Genomic DNA, 21,282 nt, shown 5'->3' with positions numbered 1-21,282 from the left:
AATAGAGTTTCAGCACTTGTCCCTAAACTCTTAAAACCGCCTATTATACAGGCGATTCTGAAAGGTTCCAGCATAGTATTTAAATATCTTCTACATTTTTCATGTAAAAGTTTTACTGGCCATCGCATCAATAATTTAAAAGATATGATTTTATGAAAAAGAGTGATAAAGGTTTTTCACACACACACCGTAGAGATGGATGTGCATATTTTGATGCAGGGGGCTTACTGTCTATAATAAGAGGATAAAGTAGATAATTTACATATTTTCATGCGTGCCCTTATATAAGACTGTTATTGCGGCTAGTAGAAGGATGATCCCCATACAAGCAGGTGCGGCATGCCCAAGTGAAACATAAATTTGACCTCCAATGATCGGCCCAACCATTCTTGCTAAAGCTTGAATAGATTGACTACCTCCTTGAATCCTTCCTTGTTCACTAGAATCGACAGACTTCGAGAGCATCCCATTGAATGAAGGTCCAAAGATGGAATCACCAAAACCAAATATAAACATTCCAGCGATAAGAAACGGATAAAATGAGAACAAAGCTGATGCTGCAATAAGACTATAACCTATAATCTCCGAAACCATTCCGAGAATTGCTATCTGTTTATCAGTAAGTTTTGTCAAAAGTTTTGGCATTATAAAACTTTGTGAAATGATATCTTGGAATCCCATAATTGAAAATATAAGTCCGATTAACGCAGGCTTCCAACTAAAAGTATCCATTGTAAATTGTGAAAAAATTGCCTGTAAAGATCCATTTGGTATCCAAAGTAAGAATGCTGAGACAAGTAGCCATTTTAAATTTTTCATGGAAAGTATATTTGCAAGTTGTGTAAATGGATTCAATCTTACAAAGGTAATCTCTTTCAATCTATTATTTTTGTCAAGGCTCTCAGGCATATATAAGATTCCATAAACAACATTTAATAAAGTTATGATTGCTCCAAAATACATAGGTACAGAATAACCAAACTTGGCAAGATATCCACCTATAGTTGGTCCAATAACAGTGCCTACTCCTACAACCGCACTTATCCATCCGAAGTATTTCGTTCTTTGTTCTGGAGGAATAATATCTGCAAAATATGCGAAGATAGTGCTTATGCTCCCTCCTGTTATACCTTCTATTATGCGTCCAGCAAATAGTATCCATAGAGCTCCTCCTATGCCAAAAACTAAGTACCCGATTGCGGAACCGAAAAGGCATACTAAAAGTAATGGACGACGACCATATTTATCACTCAAAGCTCCAAGTGCGGGAGCCGCAAAAAATACGCAGACTGCATAAACAGAAGTTAATAGCGTAACGACGACCGCTTGTTCTGCCGAATTACTTGTATACGGCTGCACTAAAAATGGAACGACAGGTATTATAATGCTGAATCCTATTCCACAAAGAAACACAGAGATAAGACCGAATAGTAAGGCGTGTTTATCTATGACTCTTTCCGTATTATGTTCATTATGTGATCTGAATTTGGACATTTACATTCTCACCCCAACAGTTATTTTTGTTTCCTTATCAACAAAACAATAACTCCATTTTGTTTCCCTGTCAACAAAATCACAACAATAAAAAAGCAATCCATCCTTGGACTGCCTTTCGTTTCATTTTTATTTTTTAAATAGATTACGACTTAATATGTACACCTTGTTTCTTTATTTCTGTATCTAAATGTCTACTATACTTTTCCACAAAGCTAAGTATACTATCAAATTCTTCCTCGGTTACTTGATCAAACACAACTTTATCCCGTTCTTCAAACTCTTTGTGCAGATCCTCATGTGTTTTATAAATTACTTTCCCTTGTTCAGTAAGCCTAAAATAGATTTCTTTCTTATTATCCGACTTCTGATAACTTTCGATAAGGCCTTTTTTTATAAGTTTTTTTGTTATTCTACTTATGGCACCGCGAGTCATATAAAAGGACTCCGCAAGTTTTGTCACGTTAGAATCTACATTTTTTTCAATGTATTCGATACAATGTACTTCAGAAGAATTATACCCCTTAAGACTGTCTTCCATCTTATCCTTATTAAGCCAAACAATCTTATTATATAAGTCCCTGAAACCCACTATGATCTTTTCTTCTTTATTCATGCCCTGTCCTCCTCCCCGTTGGTGCATTAACCATATTATATTTATTTTTTGCTTCTATTCCAACTCTAATGAAAAAAGAGAGTCAAAAGCGTGTTGAGCACCAAGAAACTCAATGTCATTTGAACAAGACTTTGTCTACAATCTGAAACACTTATCTCTTTTCATTCTACCTCCATCAACCGTTTTGCCTCAAAATACAACACTTGAATAAACTTCTTCGTGTTAATACGTATATGACCAGAAGCCGCTACTTCATCTTTCGTCATTTCTGTCATCCGTTTTCTAACTATAGTAAAATCAAAAAATTTCGGAGCATAGCTTTCAAATTTTGGATTCGAAAAGTCTGTTAACCCGAGGGAAGCTAAGTGATTTAACGATTGATAAATCGCCCTTCTTACCCTTTGCTCAGATGCTTTCTTCTCTTTATCAATATCCGTATCTAAAGCTACATCCCCTAATTTTCTTATTGTAATATGATGGAAAATATCTTTTAACGCAGGAAATCCAAATTCAAATGTTTGTGCCTTTTCCTGCCCATATAAATATTCCAACATACTAAGCAAGTCTTTGCTTCCGTTCTCTCCCGCAATACCGAGTTCTGATAATAAATAGCGCCCTGAATCCGCTATTTTCTTCCCTTCTTGTATTGGCTCATTTCGAACTTGCGGCTGTTCCCACTTAAAAACGTTATTCAATGATTTTTGAATATCATGTATAGAACGCTCCAAACGAATACGCTCCATTACTTTTCGTACAACAGATACAACTTCAATTTTATTCAGTGGCTTTGTAATATAATATTCTACTCCAAGTGTATACGCCTCACCTATAAGTTGCTTCGATTCAACTTGAGAAATCATAATGATCTTCCCAGTAAAAGCGGACGCAATATGACGAACTGTTTCAATTCCGTCTCGCATTGGCATTAATAAATCAATAAACAAAATATCTACTTTTTTAAAATTCAGTTGGTCCGCTTCAATAAAAGCTCCGTCTTCCGACTCTCCAATTACTTCCCCAAGATCTCCATCTTCAATAATTTGCGAAAGCATAGAACGGAAAACTTCATCATCATCTACGATATAATAAAACAACATTATTCCCCTTCCCGCTTTAAACTGCACTCCGGTAAACAAACGATAAACTTACACCCGCCGCCAGTTTCTCGGTCTTCTAATCTCACTTCTCCACCTAGCTCTGTTACCATTTCGTTTATGTAAGAAAGTCCAATACCTGTTGACGGTGTTCCCGTTTGATCATACTTTGAAGTAAACCCTGGCTTAAATACTAATTTCTTATACTTCTGTGCAATACCAGGACCATCGTCAATTACTTCAAAGAATATATGTTTATCTCGTTTATATAGCTTTATACTAATGAGACCTCTATCCTCAATTGCTTCCACTGCATTTGCAACTAAATTATTAAAAATTGATAGAACTGTATACACGTGATATGCAGCGTGCTCACCTTCTATATGTTTAGAAAAACGTATATCTTTTCCTAGCATTTCAGCATACTTCTCATTTATTCTTACAATTATTTCCGCTAATTCATGTCCTTCTACATACTCAGCCACATTTTTATCTAATAACAGTTTAGATAACCCTGCAAAAATCCTTTGATTATCCTTTTTTATTTCATGCACTTCTCCTGCTATTTTTAAAGCTGTTTTGCTATTTAAGTCATCGTTCGCTTGTAAGTTTCGATATAGTTGATATGCTTCTTGTGTAATTAACTCAGCATTTTGTAACGTTTTTTTCAAATGGACAGATTCCACATATAAATTAGAGAGATACATTAACATATTTTCATTTTCTTTTCGAACTTGGGATTCTTTTAATTTCGTTTCATATAAATTCATCATATTTAAAAAACCGAGCGCAAAGAAACTACGGAAAATAGCTATAATGATTAGTTTATTCACTTCAGAAACTGTTATTGTTGTGCCTAGTACGAGCATATGATAAAACGCAAGTTCTGACATACTTGCAATAATTTCAATTGAAATTCCAAGGCACCCAATAACAATTGGCTTCTGATGAAACTTATTTACCCTACAAAACGAAAAGAGGCTTCCATAAATAAAATAATAAAAGAACACAGGATAGCGCAAATAAAATGATTCTGTCATATGGAATGAACCTTGCAATACCCAGTCAAGACTTACACGGAATAAAACTACAGATATACCGACGAGAACACCTGCAGCAGCTGCTGGTATTCTTCTTAAAAATAGTAATAAAAAGAAGAAAAGCGGTGTCCCGAAGCTAACACGAAACATATCATTAAAAGGATGAAAATTAAGCTCTCCAGCAATTGGGACAACTACCATTAATATAATTAAAAGATACATATCTTTCTTCCATAATTGATTCCAATTCAAAGCTGCCACTTCCTATATATTTTTTCAAAATGTATAAGTAAAGCCCGTTTATTATTATAAACGGGCTTTTTCTCTATATACTAACCTTTTCTACCGCTTTTATTTGACGATACTCAGGCTTCCACATTGCTTCTTTCACTGCAATCTTAATATCGTTATCACTTAAATTCTCTCTAGCAACACCTTCTGCAACTGCAACTTTCGCTACTTCAATTGCAACTAGTTCAGAGATATTACGTAACTCTTCAACTTCTGGCAAAATAGGTGCTCCTGGCTGACTTGTATCTACCATACTTGCAACTGCTTCAGCTGCTGCTGCGAACATTCCATCCGTCATGACGCTTGCACGAACAACAATTGTACCAAGACCTAGTCCTGGGAAAATAAGTGCGTTATTTGACTGTCCAATCACATACGTTACACCGTTATATGTAACCGGTTCAAACGGACTTCCTGTTGCAACTAACGCTCTTCCTTCTGTCCACTCGATTAAATCTGCTGGTTTCGCTTCCGCAAGTGGTGTTGGATTCGACATTGGTAAAATAATTGGTCTTTCTACGTGAGAAGCCATTTCTTTAATAATCTCTTCTTTAAATGCGCCCGCAACTGTTGATGTTCCAATTAAAATTGTCGGTTTTACATATTTCACAACTTCAGCAAGCCCAATCACATCATTTTGTTTCCAATCACTTACTTCTGCTTCTTTTCTTGCATATGGAATTTGGAAATCAAGAAGATCTTCCATAGTATCTGTAACTAATCCGTTACGGTCAATACACCAGAAACGATTATAAGATTCTTCGTCTGATAAACCGACGCGAACCATTGCATCTCTTACTTGATCTGCGATACCGATTCCAGCCGTACCAGCACCAAACACAACAACACGGTGCTCACTTAGCGGTACACCAGAAGCTTTTACTGCCGATAATACAGCAGCAAGTGAAACTGCCCCTGTACCTTGAATATCATCATTAAATGTACAAACGTCATGACGATATTTATCTAAAATTTTTCGTGCATTTCGAGAACTGAAGTCTTCCCAATGTAGAAGCGCCTTCGGGAATTGTTTATTTACCGCTTGAACAAACGTATCAATAAATTCATCGTAAGCTTCCCCTGTTATACGAGGGTGACGATTTCCGATATAAAATGGATTGTTTAATAATTCCTCACGATTTGTACCTACATCTAAAATTACTGGTAATACACGGCTAGGATCGATTCCAACTGCGGCCGTATATACAGCTAATTTCCCAATTGCGATGTTAATTCCACCAACACCCCAATCACCAATTCCTAATATACCTTCTCCATCCGTTACAACGACTAAATCAATATTTTCAGCTGTTGCACCGATATTGGCAAATGCATCTTCAATACCTGATGGATCGTTAATTGATAAATAAATACCACGTGGTTTACGGTATTCATGACTATACCTTTGAATTGCTACACCTACAGTTGGTGTATATACAATCGGTAACATTTCACGTAAATGATCTGTTAATATACGATAAAATAATACTTCATTTCGATCATGTAACGCCGTTAAGTATACATTTTTTAATAAATCATCCGGCTGAGAACTAAATTGTTCATATGCTCGGCGTGCTTGTTCTTCTAATGTTAAAACCGCTGGCGGTAATAAACCTTTTAAACCTAACTCTTCTCTTTCCTCTTGTGTGAAAGCTACCCCTTTATTTAAAAGTGGTGTTGATAATACTTCTGCTCCTCTTAATGTTGTTTCTAATGCACCATTAGAAGCCACTGTAAACTTACTCATAACATCCCTACCTCTATTCATATATAGCATTTCTATATTGTAAACAAAAAAGAGGGGATTGTCCCCCTCTTCTTTTAATTTTTCTTTAAAAGAGTTGCTCCTGCAATCCCTGGATGTGTCATTTCAAATGGATCTAGAATTAACTCTAAATCTTCTTGTGACAATACACCATTTTTCACACAAAGTTCACGAACGGATTGACCTGTTGCAATTGCTTCTTTCGCAACACGAGCTGCTGCTTCATAACCGATATGAGGGTTCACGGCTGTAATAATTCCTACACTTTTCTCAACATACTCTTTTAAACGATCTTCATTCGCTTCAATTCCTTTTAAGCAATTATCTGTAAAGGCACGGAAACCGTTATTCATAACGCTAATAGATTGAAGTAAGTTGAAAACAAGTACTGGTTCCATAACATTTAATTCTAATTGTCCTGCTTCTGAAGCAAGGCAAATTGTATGATCGTTACCAATAACTTGGAACGCAATTTGGTTAATAACTTCTGGCATAACAGGGTTTACTTTCCCTGGCATAATAGAAGAACCTGGTTGACGAGCTGGTAACATAATTTCTGCTAAACCAACACGTGGACCTGATGCCATTAAGCGAAGGTCATTCGCGATTTTAGACATGTTCATCATACATACTTTTAGTGCTGCAGACACTTCTGTGTACGCATCAGTATTTTGCGTCGCGTCCACTAAATCTTCTGCACCAACAAGCGGTAATTCACTAATTGTAGCAAGATGTTTTACAACTGCTTCAATATACTCTGGATCTGCATTTAGGCCTGTACCAACTGCAGTTGCTCCCATATTTACTTCATATAAATGTTGACGTGATTGCTTAATACGTTTCATATCACGTTCAAGTACGCGAGAATACGCTTTAAACTCTTGTCCAAGACGAATTGGTACAGCATCTTGTAAATGCGTACGACCCATTTTAATAACATGGTCGAATTGTTCTGCTTTTAATTCAAATACATCATGCATATAACCCATCGTTTGTAATAAGCCTTCTAATGCATTTAATGTCGCGATATGAATCGCCGTTGGGAATGCATCGTTTGTTGATTGTGCCATATTCACATGGCTATTTGGACTAATATAATGATAGTCTCCCTTTTCCATTCCTAATAATTCAAGAGCACGATTGGCAATGACTTCATTTGCATTCATGTTCATTGAAGTACCTGCACCGCCCTGAATTGGGTCGACGATGAAATGATCGTGCCATTTTCCATCTAGAATTTCTTGAGCAGCTTCTGCGATCGCGCCGCCTTTATTCAATTCCAATCTACCTACATCTGTATTTGCAAGTGCTGCTGCTTTTTTTACAACTGCGAATGCTTGAATTAAACCTTCATGAATTTTGTAACCTGTAATTGGGAAGTTTTCTACTGCACGCATTGTTTGTACGCCGTAGTATGCATAATTTGGTACTTCTTTTTCACCTAAAAAATCTTTTTCAATTCGCACACCATTTTTAACTTCAGTTAATGTTGCCATGATTATTCACTCCTTAACGATTTCTTATGCTGCTTTTGTTTCTTTGACTGTTTCTACATATTGTTTTGCTTTCTCATTATCGAATTCGCCTTCCCACTTCGACATAACAATGGCCGCTAATGCATTTCCTAATACATTGACAGATGAGCGAATCATATCTAAAATGCGGTCAATTCCCGCAATTAACGCGATACCTTCTAGTGGTAACCCCATTGAACCTAACGTTGCTAATACAACAACGAACGATGCACCTGGAACTCCCGCCATACCTTTGGATGTTAACATGAGAACGAATAATAACGTTATTTGCTCCGTCAGTGACATGTGTACACCATACATTTGTGCAACAAACAATGCCGCTAACGCTTGATAAATAGCCGATCCAGTCAAGTTAAATGTATAACCTGTCGGAATTACGAAAGAGGCAACTGCCTTTGGACAACCGAACTCTTCCATTTTTCTCATTATATTAGGTAAAACAGCTTCTGAACTTGCTGTCGTAAATGAAAGAATAAGTTCTTCTTTTAAAATTTTTATTAATGTAAAAATGTTTACGCCAACCATTCGTGCATTAATACCTAATACAATCACAACGAATAGTATAACAGTTACGTATACAGCTAGCACTAGTTTTCCTAACGGAAGTAGTGTTGCTACACCAAATTTTGCAACCGTAACAGCAATTAATGCGAATACACCGAATGGTGCAAACTTCATAACTTGATTTGTAACCCAAAACATCGCTTCGAGTACACCTTCAAAAAAGTTAAAGACAGGCTTTCCTTTTTCTCCAATTGCCGCAACTCCTAAACCAAATAACACGGAGAAGAATATAATCGGTAATAAGTCACCTTGTGAGATAGATTCAAATACGTTTTTCGGTACAATATGAACAATCGTTTCAGCAAATCCTTTCTTCTCTGTTGCATCTGCAGTTTGTTTATAAGAAGAAATATCACTCTGCTGTAAATTACTCATATCAACGCCAGTACCTGGTTGGAATATATTCGCTGCAAGTAATCCCATTAAAATAGCAATCGTCGTAATAATTTCGAAATAAAGAATTGTCTTACCGCCCAGTTTCCCAAGCTTTTTCATATCTCCCACGCCAGCTACCGCAACAATTAATGCTGAAATAACAATTGGTACTACAATCATCTTAATTAAGTGAATAAATATATCCCCAATTGGTGTGATATAAGAAATCGCCGTTTTATTGCCATAAAAGACTGCCCCTACTACAATCCCTAAAACAAGCGCGACAAAAATTTGTGTTGCCAATCCGAATTTTTTCATTTATGTTCATCCCCTTCATGCGAACGCTTTCAATTTGAATTTATAAAAGCTACTCACACATCATATAAGCGAACCTACAAAATCATACAAAAACCTACAAGTTTGTCACAAAAAATTCAAATATTTTTCTTATATTTTTCATTGACACCATTTTGTTAAAAAATGATAAAATAAACTTGATAAGTAATCAGATTGTTTCGTATAATCAAAAAGATATATACTTAAAACAAATCAAAATGAAAAGGAGTGGATAGCATGAAAAGTTACGTGAAAAAATTCGTCCTATCTTCTTCTTTTCTTTTTCGTTTTCTTAAAAAGGAACAAAGGCATTCGCCTTTGTTCCTTTTTTATTGCGATCTATATAGGGGGAATTGTTATGAGGCCATATAAAAGAGTTTTAATAAAACTAAGCGGCGGCGCTCTTGCCGATCAAACTGGAAATAGCTTTAACTCCAAACGATTAGAACATATCGCAAACGAAATTTTATCCATTGTTGATTTAGGTATCGAAGTATCCATCGTTATCGGTGGCGGTAACATTTTCAGAGGTCATTTAGCTGAAGAATGGGGAATTGATCGTGTAGAAGCTGATAATATCGGTACGTTAGGTACGATTATTAATAGCTTAATGCTACGCGGTGTTTTAACTAGTAAAACAAATAAAGAAGTACGCGTTATGACTTCCATCCCTTTTAACGCAGTAGCTGAACCATATATTCGCTTGCGTGCAGTCCATCATTTAGATAACGGTTATGTCGTTATTTTTGGAGGCGGTAACGGGCAACCTTTCGTTACGACAGATTACCCAAGTGTACAGAGAGCAATCGAAATGAATAGTGACGCCATATTAGTCGCAAAACAAGGTGTCGACGGCGTTTTTACAAGTGATCCGAAGCATAACAAATCAGCAAAAATGTATCGAAAGCTGAACTATAACGATGTTGTTAGACAAAACATACAAGTCATGGACCAAGCCGCTTTATTGCTTGCTCGGGACTACAATTTACCAGCACATGTCTTTAACTTCGATGAGCCTGGGGTGATGAAGAAAATATGTTTAGGGGAACATGTGGGGACGTTGATTAATGATGATGTTTCGATGCTTGTGCATGAATAATAGTTATTTCTCATGAAAAGGGTGTCTATAAAAGACACCCTTTTTCATTAACCTTTATAAATAAAAATCAGCCAATCCCCCCAACTTCTCCTTACAATGCTCCCAAAATGATAACTTCTCAAAAAATTCTTTCGTCATTTCTTTCGAATCATGAAAATCTTGCGTTAACGCCTCATTCACTTCTGAGACGATAGATCCACCATGAATATACAAATTCATCTCATCATTAATATAGAAGCTACGTGCAGTAAAGTTCGTTGTACCGATAACAGTTAATTCATTATCAATTAACATTAACTTCCCATGAAACATTCCTTTTTTATACCCATATACAGTAATCCCATTATTAACAGCTTGACGTATGTATGGATACGCCGCTTCTTTTATAAGAGGTAGATCTGGTTTATATGACCAAAGTATTTTTACTGTAACACCACGCTTTTGTGCTGCGATTAAAGCATTCATTAACTCTTTATTTTTCGCTATAAAATACGGCGTCGTAATGACAACCGAATGCTTTGCTTGGTTTATTAACTCTACATATTTTTCGGCGACGTTATGCCCATTGTAACTGGCCATCGTATGTAACGTGTTCCCTTTACTAGCTTTATTCGTACTTCTCTTTATATTTTCTTTCGTATCTCGTTTCCAATCTAAAGCAAACTGTTCTTCTAAATCTTTTGCTCCTTCTCCTTTAAGCCGCACATGATAGTCACGCCAATATCCAAATCGCTTATCTTTTCCTAAGTACTCATCTCCTATATTAAAACCACCTGTATATCCAATCTCCCCATCAATTGTCGTAATACGGCGATGATTACGATGGTGAAGTGAATAAAATCCGAATGGCAATTCAGGTTTTCTACTATACGTAAAATGTACACCACTTTCCCGCAATTCATTTATCATCTTTCCTTCAAATGATAAATCATTAATGCGATCAACTGATAAATAGACGTTTACTCCTTCTTTTGCCTTCTCTTTTAATAAATTTAAAAACGTATGGCTACTTTTATCATCCGACAAAATAAAAAAATACGTGTAAATAGATTGCTTTGCTTCTCTTATGTCGGTAAATAACTGTTTATAAAACGACTTCCCTTTTACATATAATTGAAAATCACTATAATGAGGTGCATACTCTGTCGGCATGTTTTTCCCAGCTTCCATTTTCCTACCTAAGGTAACATCGATATGCATCCATATTAAAATAAAAACGAAAATAGCAATAACAATAGAAGTAACTCGCAATATTTTTTTAATCATTTTGATTTCCTTCCGATCATTTTCTTTCCACCTTTCTATTTTGTCATTCAAGTTTAGATTTCATGCTTCATACAAAAAAGGATGTGACTTAACGTCACATCCTTTTCACATTAAACAAAATTCCTCGCATCATTATTTCTTCCAAACTTATAAATAGCAATTAAGAAGAATGCGACCGCAAAGGCGAATAAGATTAAAATATTTAAATACAACTCAGAGAATGGAATTCCTTGTTGTATTTTTGATACTGTATCTAACAACCAGCGTTGTGGAAGAAAATCAGCTACTTTTTGTACCGCTTTCGGCATAATGTCATACGGAAAATAACATCCAGCCAGTAAACATGTCGGTACAATAATCATATTTTGCAGTGCATTTGCCGATGCTGAGTTTTTCGAAAAAGCGACAAGGACTAACGATATTCCAATCGCTATTAAAGCAAATAGCATGAGTACACCAATCATCACTATGAAAGGCATATTGATATTCGTATGAAATACATTCGTTAGGAATAAGATTGTAATTAGAATTTGTACTGTTAGTATCATCATATTTACCCCGACATTAGATAATATAAATTTCTTTCCATCTATCGGCGTTGATAATAGTCTAAAATACGTTCTATTTTCTTTTTCTTTTAAAATATAACCTGATAAGTTCGCTGCTGAAAATAGCATAAACATAATAAGATAACCCATCGTTTGGTTTGTCATATCTTTATTTTTCGAAGTATCTTCTAGCGTCTCCGTTTTCATTTTAAATGAACCTTTTTGATATCCTGCGTACATACTATCAAATGCACTTTGATCTGTTCCTGCTACTTTACTAATAGCTGCTACATTATCAATATAGTTGTATAAATAAGATTTTATAAATCCTGTTACTTGATCACCTTTAATCGATGAAATTTCAATATGCTCTGGTTTCCCTTCTCGAACACTTTCGGAAAAACCAGCCTCTAACGTAATCACACCATCAAGTTTTTTGGAAGTGAGTTTTTCTTCTACTTCAGACTCCTTAACCTTACTCACATTTACATGATTTAACCGTTCTAAAAATTTCACTGTATCATTTGCTATAAGTTGATTTTCTTTATTTATAACTCCGATATTTAACGTCCCTTGCCCCACATTCCCATACATTGAAAAGGAGATTAATGTTCCTATTATCGGCAAACTAATAATAATGAATAATCCTTTTTTATTTTTCAAAAGAACAGTTAGTGTTTTTTGTATAAGCCATAAAATATCTTTCATACTATAGCCCCTCCCGTCTGCGTAATGCAATAATCGCAATGATTAAAAAGAGTGCTGAAATTCCAAGGTTTAAAGATATTACCGGTAGTGCAGCTCCTACATCATCCGCATAAATAATTTTCATAACAGCTGTATTTGCCCACGTTAATGGTGATAAATTCGTAACGACATTTTCTTCTACTACAAAGTATGCTCCGCCAAAAATAGAAGCTAATTGCACTATAACTAAAACAATTGCTCTAGATGCTTCACCTGTATTCGTAATATAGCCGATCCCTAAACCGAAGCTAATTGCCAGAAAAACCTCTGTTAATAAAATAAGAAATATAATTCCAAGATGGTCGCCCCAATTCGCTTGAAAAACAAATTTACTAAATAACATGACGAGTAATATGCACAGGGCATTTGCTACTAGACTACCTAGCACCTTCCCAATGAAAATTTCAGCCTTACTTATAGGTGCAGCAATGAGACGATCTCCTGTTTTACGTATTCGTTCTCCTCGAATTAAAGAACTCGCTCCCATCGCAGCATATAGTGCAATCATCGTCGTCATTACAACCGCATAATAATCCATAGAACCTGGTTTTTTCGCAGCTTGTAAAGATGTTTCTTTTATATAATCATTATGACTTCCGTTTGAAATAACTGCGCTAACCTTACTAGGATCTACTTTTGCAACTTCGACCGCTACATTGTACTTATCAACAAATGTTGTAAGCATTCCCTCTACAATACTTCCCTCTATACTACTTCTGTCACTTCCGTAAAATTTCGCACCATCTTTATTTAACTCTACATAAGCAGCATATTTATTTTGCTTCACTGCCTCTTTCCCATCTATACCTTCAGAAGCTTTTTTAAAATGAATGCCCGATTTATCGACTTCTTTCGTAAATGTTTCAAATGATTGAGAAAACGTGCTACTCGCTTCGTCTTTGTATAGCACTTGAATATCTTTAATAGAATGACTATCACTATTAAATGCATTCGTTAACGCTGTTCCTAACACAAGCATAAGCACAATAGGAAATGCTAACATAAAAACTAAAGTTCTTACGTCCCTGAAATCTCTTTTAATATGCATAACTGCAATATTGAAGATGTTCAATTGATGAACCTCCCTTTACCTTTTCTTCATTTACCTTTTATTTATCTCGTAAGTTTCTTCCAGTCAACGTAAGGAATACTGTTTCTAAGTTCGGAGCCTGCTCCTCTAACGAACGAATTTCAATGTCATGATTAATGAAATGCTGAATAATTTTATTTAAATTATTTACTCCTGCATCCGAGTTTACCTTAATTACGTTCTCTTCAATTTGAACAGCTTTCACACCGTTTATCTCTTTTAATTTTTCTACATCTAAATTTTCTACTGATTTTACTTCAATCCAAATGTCTTTCGTATCGGTAATAATCGCTTTTAACTGTTCTTTCGTTCCTTCTGCAATTACTTTACCGTGATCAACAATTGCTATTTTCGTACAAATTTCTTCTACTTCTTCCATGTAGTGGCTCGTGTAAATAATGGTACTTCCCATTTCATTTAATTTTCGAACAGACTGGAGAATATAGTTTCTTGACTGTGGATCAATTCCAACTGTCGGCTCATCCATAATAATTAACTTCGGTCTATGAGCGATTGCACAAGCGATATTCAGTCTTCGTTTCATCCCACCAGAAAAGTTTTTCGGGTAACTTTTATGTTTATCACTAAGCCCTACAAATTGAAGTGCTTCCTCTACTCTCGCTTTTAGCTCGGCTCCTCGTAATCCATACAATCCAGCAAAGAATTTCACATTTTCATAGGCAGTTAACTCTTCATAAATCGCAATATCTTGCGGAACGATACCAATATTCATTTTCGCAAATCGATTATGTTTCTTTATATTTTTTCCTAGTATGCTAATTTCACCTTCATTACTTCTTAGCAAACCAGCAATCATATTAATCGTTGTACTCTTACCTGCACCATTTGATCCTAAAAAGCCAAATATTTCTCCTTCTTTAATAGATAAAGACATATTATCTACCGCGATGAAATCACCAAATTTTTTCGTTAAATTTTTAATTTCTAATGTATTCATCATTTCACCCCTATTTCGGTTTCTCTGCTTTTAGTATAAACAAAAAGAATGAACCTGCTCAGTGCAGAAGTTCATTCTTTTCACATGAGATTATTCACTTTTTTCATATGAGATGATTCATCCTCGTCCCATTCTTTTATATCGGCAGCAACATTGTTACTGAAAAACCACTTGTCCCATCCACAATAATTTTTCCATTTACAGATGCTGTTCGCTCCTCCATCCCCATAATACCGAGACCTTTTTTTACAAGTGCTGCACCTTTTCCGTTATCCTTCACTTGCACTTTCACCATCTTGTTAAGTACATGAATATCGATTGAAATGACTGTCGCATCAGCATATTTCATCGCATTTGTTAATGCCTCCGTAACATTTTCACCGATAATCTTCCACTGAATCGGTGAAATCATATCTAAATTCCCTTTATATACGAAAGGAATATTTACATCATGCTTACCGGCAAATTCCTCTATGAATAATTTCATACGATGAATACCAATTTGCTCAGTAGGTGGCTTCATATTTTTTAATGTAACCCGAATACTTTCAATGCCCTCTTTCGAAATATGAATTGCATTTTGTAATAACTCGGCAGATTTTTCTTTATCTATTTCAAGCAATCTCTTTGCTGCTTCCATTTGAATAAGCGCACCTGTCATCGAGTGACCGATTTTGTCATGAATTTCTTGAGATAGTCGATTTCTCTCTTCTAACTTAAACGTGTACTCTGATTGTCTTATGTATTCTTTATTTTCATGTAAGCTTTTCGTCAGTCGCTGCATATCTTTTCGCATCTTATCATTTTGTGATTCCAGCTTTACTACACGCGATATATACCGATTTGCCATAGTTAAAACGAGAAAAGAAAATGCAACAATTAATCCATACGTCATTCGAATATTTTCATCTGTAATAATAATAGGTATCATCATAATGATAAAAAGTTGCCATTTCTTCTCTATATAATGAAATGTCACTTCGTATACATTCAAAGGTAAAAACAAAATAAAAAACGGATGAACCTTCCATGTCAATAACATAACTACACCAATTGACACACAAGTTAATATTTTTTTGTACGTATCTTTTTTAAATATAGAGATCAGCACGTTTATAGAAAGATATAAAAGCAAAGTAAGTATAACCCACGGTAAGTTCGTAACGTTTGAATGGATGTAACTGAACACAATATATATAAAGACAATTAATTTACTTACAATTAACCAAAATTCCATATCATTAATCTACTTTCCCTGTTAAGTAATAAATCGCGATTTGTGTGCGATGTTCAAGTCCAGTTTTCCCTAAAACAGATGTAATATAATTTGCAATTGTTCCTTCGGATATGAAAAGTTGCTTCGAAATTTCTTTATTCGAGAAACCTTTCGCAATTAATGCGATAATACTAAGCTCCCTTTCTGTAAAAAGACTTTTATCTATTTTACATTCTTCCTCTTTACTTTCCATTAAATTAGATTTAATTTTATCAAGTACTACATCTTGCATAACAGTTTGACCGTTATACACTCCTTTTATCGCATCACGAATACGTTCCGGATCATTATTTTTTAATAAATAACCTTTTGCTCCGTTTTTTACTGCGTCCAATATATATTCATCATCATCAAACGTCGTTAAAATAAGTGACTTCGTTTTCGTCTCTTCACAAATTATTTTCGTCGCCTCTACCCCGTTCATGTTTGGCATACGAACATCTAAAAGCACAATATCGACTTCATGCTTCTTACAATATGCTACGGCTTCTTTTCCATCATTTACAGTAGCTAATACTTCAAACTCTTCGTATGTATTTAAAATAATTTTCATACCTTCTCTAATAAAAGAATTATCATCTGCTATTAATATTTTAATTTTCATGTTTGTTAGTATGGACGTCCTCCTACTAACATTCACATCCTTTCTCCGCGTAACATTTCCTCTTTGCTCATTATATACTCCTTTTTACCATTTTTTCACACCTTTTTTCATATAGCCTCCTTTCTAAAAATATATTATTCTTTTTTTACAACATGTGTAGGGTGACTTATCATTTCTTACGTCTATATAATAGAATGCGTCAAAAAGGAGGGAGAGACCCATTGAGGAAAAACAATTAATTGAAAAAGCACAGCAAGGAAGCGAACATGCTTTTCGTATCCTTGTGCAAACATATCGTCACTATATTTTCCAAGTTATCTTTTCTATTTTAAGACATGAAGAAGATGCGAAAGATGTTACACAAGAAGTATTCGTAAAAATTCACGCCTCTCTCCCAAATTATCAATTTCGCGGATTAAAAACGTGGATGGCGCGTATTGCCACCAATCACGCTATTGATTATAAAAGGAAGAAAGCTAGAGAACACGAAGAACTCTCCTTATGTAAAGAAACTGAGGAAAATATAAAATCCTCTCATAACATTGAAGCTTTACTATTGACGAAAGAGCAAAAATTACTCATTGCTCAAAAACTAAGAGAACTTCCTGAAAATTACCGTGATGTCGTTCTCTCGCATTATTTAGAAGAAAAAAGTTATCAAGAAATTGCTTTGCAGGAAAACATCGAAGTGAAAACAGTCGAAATGAAACTGTATCGGGCAAGAAAATGGATTAAAAAACATTGGAAGGAGGAAGAGTTTCTATGATGCATTATTCAAAAGAAGATTGGCGCAATTATACATTAGATTTTATAGAAAGCAATGAACGTGAATCTATGGAAGAACATCTTTTTGAATGTGATTATTGTTTAGCACTTTATATGGAAAGTATTGATGAACAACATGAAAACCTTCCAATGATAAATGATGATTCATTTACGAACGAAGTTATGACGCAAATTAATTTTGAAACACTACAGTCTAATGAATATATAAAAACAAACTCACTAAAACGCACAATTATTCACTACATAATTGCGACTGCGGCTACAATTATTTTTATGGTAAGTGGTTTATTCCAATATATTTTTACAGCGACATCAAATTTCGAGAAATCTTCAAAACATAACGAGTCTTCTATCTCACAACAAATTGTAAACAAATCGGTAGACACATCAACAAAGGACGGAGGTTCAAAGCATGAATAAAAACCCCTTTTTAGCACTTGTATTAGGGCTAATTCCTGGGCTTGGACATTTATATTTAAAGAAGTTTGGACGGTTTATTTTATATAGCGGAGGGGCTGTATTTCTATTTATCTTTGCAGCATTTTGCACAATAGCATTAGGAGAGCGTGATATTGCTTTTCTTTCTCTATTTTTACTAGTCGTGTTATGGGCGATCAATTTATTAGATTTAGTTATCACTATTATTAATCAATCGAAAAAACAAGCGGCCGGAGAATTTACAGAGTCCTCTAAAGAGAGCGAACGATTTTATATCATTCTTCTATCAATTATCCCTGGACTTGGTCATTTTCAATTAGGACTTATGCAACGTGGCCTTACATTTTTAGTAGCTTGTACAGGAATCGGAAGTATGATCATTTTCGTTGCCCTTTTAACATCTCAAGAAAGTTTCCTTATCTTTCTCGTGACGTTACCTGTTTTATGGATTTATAATTTCTTCGATGTTGTTCAACAACTACAGAAAAAAGAACGCGGAGAGCAACTAGATGACCGTACTATTTTTGAAGAGTTTGAAGAGCACCGAGAACAAGGAAAGAAAAATAAAACATTCGCTTCCATTTTAGCGATGTTTCCTGGAGCAGGACATATGTATTTAGGCTTACAGCGCCGTGGTCTTCAGCTTATGGCAGCCTTTTTACTATCCATTTATTTGCTCGACTTATTAAGACTTTCTGCGTTTTTATTTTTAGTACCAATCATTTGGTTCTATAGCTTTTTTGATGCGTTACAGCAAACTGCAAAATACGGAAAAGAACGTGTTAATGACGAACCTATCATAGATTATTTTATAAATCATCAAAGATGGATCGGTATCGGATTAATTGTATTAGGTGGTTATTATTTATTAGATCAAACAGTCCTTCCTATTTTGAATGACTATTTTGCAACTATATTTAATATTCATCTTAGCGAACTATATTATCGCTATTTCCAAACGTCTATCGTTGCTCTCCTTTTAATTGGCGGCGGCTTTAAATTGTTACTTGGAAATAAAGAAAATAAAGGTGGTACAAACGAATGAGAACATGGCGCGTTGGAACATTCTCAATGGGGCTTTCCATTATTACATTAGGTTGCTTCTTACTATTTTCAGTCATTAAAGGCACCCAAGTATTGGATACATTAACAGCATGGTGGCCTGTTTTACTTATTATACTTGGCGCTGAAATTTTACTATACCTTCTATTTTCTAAAAAGGAACAATCATTTATTAAATATGATATTTTTAGTATTTTCTTTATCGGCGTTTTAGGAAGTGTTGGAATTGCTTTTTACTGTTTATTATCTACTGGATTACTAGACGAAGTTCGTCATTCTATGAATACAACGAGGCAAACGAGTAATATTCCAGACGGACCACTTGATATACCTGAATCTATCAAAAAAATCGTAGTAGATGCAGGACATCAGCCTCTAACCATAGAGGGAAATAATACAAATCAAATTCATCTTTTGGGAACGTATGAAATGACGACGAAAGCAAATGAAAAACTCAATTTAAAACGAGATGATTTCCTTTCCGTTCAAACGGCTGGAGAAACGATGCATATCACATTAAAATCATTACCTGTTCAGCATACGTTATTTAACTCGGCACCACAGGTGAAACCAACGCTTGTTCTTCCGCAAAATAAAAATGTGGAAATCCGTGCTTCAAATAACGAACTATCTCTTTATCCAGGTCAATTACAAAATAATTGGTTTGTACAAGAAAGCTCAAGAGTGTCTGTCCATCTTGCAAAAGAGAGTGATGTATCTTTAACAGCAGTAACAAATCAAAAAGAAACACATGGAAACACACCTTGGGAACAAGTTGAAGATTTAACGAAAAAAGAAAATAATACTTCAGAAGAAAATCCAGAATTAATCGACCGAGAACATTGGTATAAAAATTCAATTAAAACTGGAAATGGAACGTACAAATTAAATATTGAGAAAGCTTATAATTTGAATATGAACGTTATCGAAAAATAAGAAAAACCTTCCACAAATGTGGAAGGTTTTTCTCATATAATCGCTTTAATTCCTTCTAAAATTAAGCCAATCATAAATCCGCAAACAGCCCCGTTCACTCGAATCCACTGCAAATCTTTACCGACGTTATTTTCGATCATTTCAATTAATGTTTTATCGTCTAGTTTATCAAGGTTTTCTTGTACAAGTTTTCCAATTTTCGAATGATTCTTTTCAACAAGTGTGACAACTTGCTTTTGTAACCAATCTTCTATTTTTTGAACAGTTTGTTCATCTTCTTTTATTTTATTCATTTGTGTTTGTAAAAATGGAATAACATATTTATCCGTAAATTCTTCATTTTTCACAAAAATAATTGCCCTTTGTTGTACTTGCTCTAGCATCTCTTTAATTTTGTCAGTAGCATCCCAATTGGCAATCCATTTTTCTTTCCAATCTTCTAATTCCTGCAGTAAAGCTTCATTTTCTTTTACATTTATAATTTCTTGGCGAATTTTTGATAAGATAAGTTGTCTTGTGCCATTATCTGCATCTTGTAAGCTGTTAATATTGCTAATAATAAATTTCTGCAAAATGCCCCCAATTTTATCTTCATCTACAATATTCATAAACGATTTCAAAGTAAACTGTAAGAATCCATCTACTTTTATGTTTTCCATCGCCTTCATACCTAAGCTTCCAAGCTGGTAACGAGCTTCATCTTGCGCTGTCCAATCTTTCACTTTTACTAATATGTAATCAAGTGTCTTTTCATCATATTCTTGCACAACTAATTGATCAACAAGCACTTGTAAGATGTTACTCGTATTAATTGTATGCAAATATGCTTTAAGTTCTTTTTCAATAATAACAGCTAACTTTTCTGTATCTATTGAAACAATCGCTTTTTCAGCAATCGTTACAATTCCCTTTTTCACAGCATCAGAATGCATTTCTCTCTCAGTAATTTGTAGCACCATTTGCGCTAACTGCATTTCTTTTACTTTATTCGTAATACTTTCTTTCGTCAGCCACTCATTTTCTAGCGTGTGAATGAGCCCTTTCGTTACTCGTTTACGGTTTTTAGGTAACAAAGCTGTATGCGGAATTGGGATTCCCATCGGATGACGAAATAATGCTGTAACCGCGAACCAATCCGCAAGTCCGCCAACTAACCCAGCTTCAAATCCCCCTTGTATAATCTCTCCAGCTATCGTTCCTTGAAAAGGGATAGAAGCAGCAAAACCTACTCCCATAACCCCAAGCGAAATACCCGCTATATATTTAGTCTGTAATGACATCGTATACACACATCCTCTTATTATGTAAAATAAAGCTGTTTTGTTATATTTATTCGATATTAGTAATCCTTCATATCTATAC

At 34.9% G+C, this 21,282-nt stretch carries 19 protein-coding genes; 5 read left to right on the top strand and 14 right to left on the bottom strand.

Translation table 11 applies throughout. The features are described 5' to 3' along the window. Window positions 1–258: 258 nt before the first annotated feature. From JDS92_RS05340 to JDS92_RS05310, 7 genes are all read right to left on the bottom strand, one after another. A complete protein-coding gene (locus tag JDS92_RS05340; RefSeq protein ID WP_199631613.1) occupies window positions 259–1,494 on the bottom strand; it encodes an MFS transporter in 1,236 nt (411 codons plus the stop codon). A gap of 145 nt (window positions 1,495–1,639) precedes the next feature. Next, window positions 1,640–2,110, bottom strand: coding sequence for a MarR family transcriptional regulator (locus tag JDS92_RS05335; protein ID WP_199631612.1), 471 nt, complete (start codon window positions 2,108–2,110; stop codon window positions 1,640–1,642). A 161-nt stretch (window positions 2,111–2,271) separates the two neighbouring features. Beyond that, complete coding sequence (locus JDS92_RS05330) at window positions 2,272–3,204, bottom strand: response regulator (RefSeq protein WP_097958981.1); 933 nt, start codon at window positions 3,202–3,204, stop codon at window positions 2,272–2,274. 2 nt (window positions 3,205–3,206) lie between these two features. Beyond that, on the bottom strand, window positions 3,207–4,505 hold the full coding sequence (locus JDS92_RS05325; protein ID WP_002043043.1) for a sensor histidine kinase: 1,299 nt from the start codon (window positions 4,503–4,505) through the stop codon (window positions 3,207–3,209). Between the two features lie 64 nt (window positions 4,506–4,569). Next, complete coding sequence (gene malS, locus JDS92_RS05320) at window positions 4,570–6,282, bottom strand: oxaloacetate-decarboxylating malate dehydrogenase (protein WP_199631611.1); 1,713 nt, start codon at window positions 6,280–6,282, stop codon at window positions 4,570–4,572. Between the two features lie 74 nt (window positions 6,283–6,356). Then, a complete protein-coding gene (gene aspA, locus JDS92_RS05315; protein WP_199631610.1) occupies window positions 6,357–7,796 on the bottom strand; it encodes an aspartate ammonia-lyase in 1,440 nt (479 codons plus the stop codon). A gap of 24 nt (window positions 7,797–7,820) precedes the next feature. After that, window positions 7,821–9,092 (bottom strand): cation:dicarboxylate symporter family transporter, encoded by a 1,272-nt coding sequence (locus tag JDS92_RS05310; RefSeq protein ID WP_000713298.1) that lies wholly within the window; start codon window positions 9,090–9,092, stop codon window positions 7,821–7,823. 376 nt (window positions 9,093–9,468) lie between these two features. On the opposite strand from JDS92_RS05310, the gene pyrH reads away from it, so the two are divergent. After that, window positions 9,469–10,209: a UMP kinase gene (gene pyrH / locus JDS92_RS05305; RefSeq protein WP_001248057.1), complete on the top strand. Its 741-nt coding sequence runs from the start codon at window positions 9,469–9,471 to the stop codon at window positions 10,207–10,209. Window positions 10,210–10,263: 54 nt separating this feature from the next. Here pyrH and cls read toward each other — a convergent pair whose 3' ends face one another. The 6 genes from cls to JDS92_RS05275 form a co-directional block, all read right to left on the bottom strand. Next, the gene (gene cls, locus JDS92_RS05300; protein WP_141555988.1) at window positions 10,264–11,475 is read right to left on the bottom strand and encodes a cardiolipin synthase; all 1,212 of its coding nucleotides are present in this window, start codon (window positions 11,473–11,475) and stop codon (window positions 10,264–10,266) included. 110 nt (window positions 11,476–11,585) lie between these two features. Next, window positions 11,586–12,731 (bottom strand): ABC transporter permease, encoded by a 1,146-nt coding sequence (locus JDS92_RS05295; RefSeq protein ID WP_097957156.1) that lies wholly within the window; start codon window positions 12,729–12,731, stop codon window positions 11,586–11,588. Between the two features lies 1 nt (window position 12,732). Further along, complete coding sequence (locus tag JDS92_RS05290) at window positions 12,733–13,842, bottom strand: ABC transporter permease (protein ID WP_199631609.1); 1,110 nt, start codon at window positions 13,840–13,842, stop codon at window positions 12,733–12,735. 37 nt (window positions 13,843–13,879) lie between these two features. After that, the gene (locus tag JDS92_RS05285) at window positions 13,880–14,818 is read right to left on the bottom strand and encodes an ABC transporter ATP-binding protein (RefSeq protein ID WP_064449823.1); all 939 of its coding nucleotides are present in this window, start codon (window positions 14,816–14,818) and stop codon (window positions 13,880–13,882) included. A gap of 136 nt (window positions 14,819–14,954) precedes the next feature. Next, window positions 14,955–16,055 carry a sensor histidine kinase gene (locus JDS92_RS05280; RefSeq protein ID WP_199631608.1) on the bottom strand — a complete coding sequence of 367 codons (1,101 nt, stop codon included), beginning with the start codon at window positions 16,053–16,055 and terminating at the stop codon, window positions 14,955–14,957. Window positions 16,056–16,059: 4 nt separating this feature from the next. Next, complete coding sequence (locus tag JDS92_RS05275; protein WP_000694087.1) at window positions 16,060–16,698, bottom strand: response regulator transcription factor; 639 nt, start codon at window positions 16,696–16,698, stop codon at window positions 16,060–16,062. A gap of 283 nt (window positions 16,699–16,981) precedes the next feature. On the opposite strand from JDS92_RS05275, the gene JDS92_RS05270 reads away from it, so the two are divergent. The 4 genes from JDS92_RS05270 to exsE are packed head-to-tail and all read left to right on the top strand — an operon-like array spanning window position 16,982 to window position 19,920. Further along, window positions 16,982–17,464, top strand: a complete 483-nt coding sequence (locus JDS92_RS05270) for an RNA polymerase sigma factor (RefSeq protein ID WP_237672308.1) — start codon at window positions 16,982–16,984, stop codon at window positions 17,462–17,464. After that, entirely contained in the window at window positions 17,461–17,904 is a 444-nt protein-coding gene (locus JDS92_RS05265) for a hypothetical protein (protein WP_000972343.1), read from the top strand. The genes JDS92_RS05270 and JDS92_RS05265 overlap by 4 nt, the downstream gene beginning before the upstream one ends. Continuing rightward, window positions 17,897–18,967: a hypothetical protein gene (locus tag JDS92_RS05260; protein WP_001039103.1), complete on the top strand. Its 1,071-nt coding sequence runs from the start codon at window positions 17,897–17,899 to the stop codon at window positions 18,965–18,967. Before JDS92_RS05265 ends, JDS92_RS05260 begins: the two co-directional genes overlap by 8 nt. Then, window positions 18,964–19,920, top strand: a complete 957-nt coding sequence (gene exsE, locus JDS92_RS05255) for an exosporium protein ExsE (protein ID WP_001261438.1) — start codon at window positions 18,964–18,966, stop codon at window positions 19,918–19,920. The genes JDS92_RS05260 and exsE overlap by 4 nt, the downstream gene beginning before the upstream one ends. 32 nt (window positions 19,921–19,952) lie before the next feature. On the opposite strand, the gene JDS92_RS05250 is transcribed toward exsE, so the two are convergent. Beyond that, window positions 19,953–21,200, bottom strand: a complete 1,248-nt coding sequence (locus JDS92_RS05250) for a DUF445 domain-containing protein (protein ID WP_199631607.1) — start codon at window positions 21,198–21,200, stop codon at window positions 19,953–19,955. Window positions 21,201–21,282: the final 82 nt, after the last annotated feature.

It is taken from the genome of Bacillus cereus group sp. N12, assembly GCF_016483575.1.
Taxonomy (GTDB): Bacteria; Bacillota; Bacilli; order Bacillales; family Bacillaceae_G; genus Bacillus_A; species Bacillus_A toyonensis.
The sequence above is the reverse complement of the archived record's forward strand: the minus strand, read 5'-3'. Positions and strand labels throughout refer to the sequence as shown.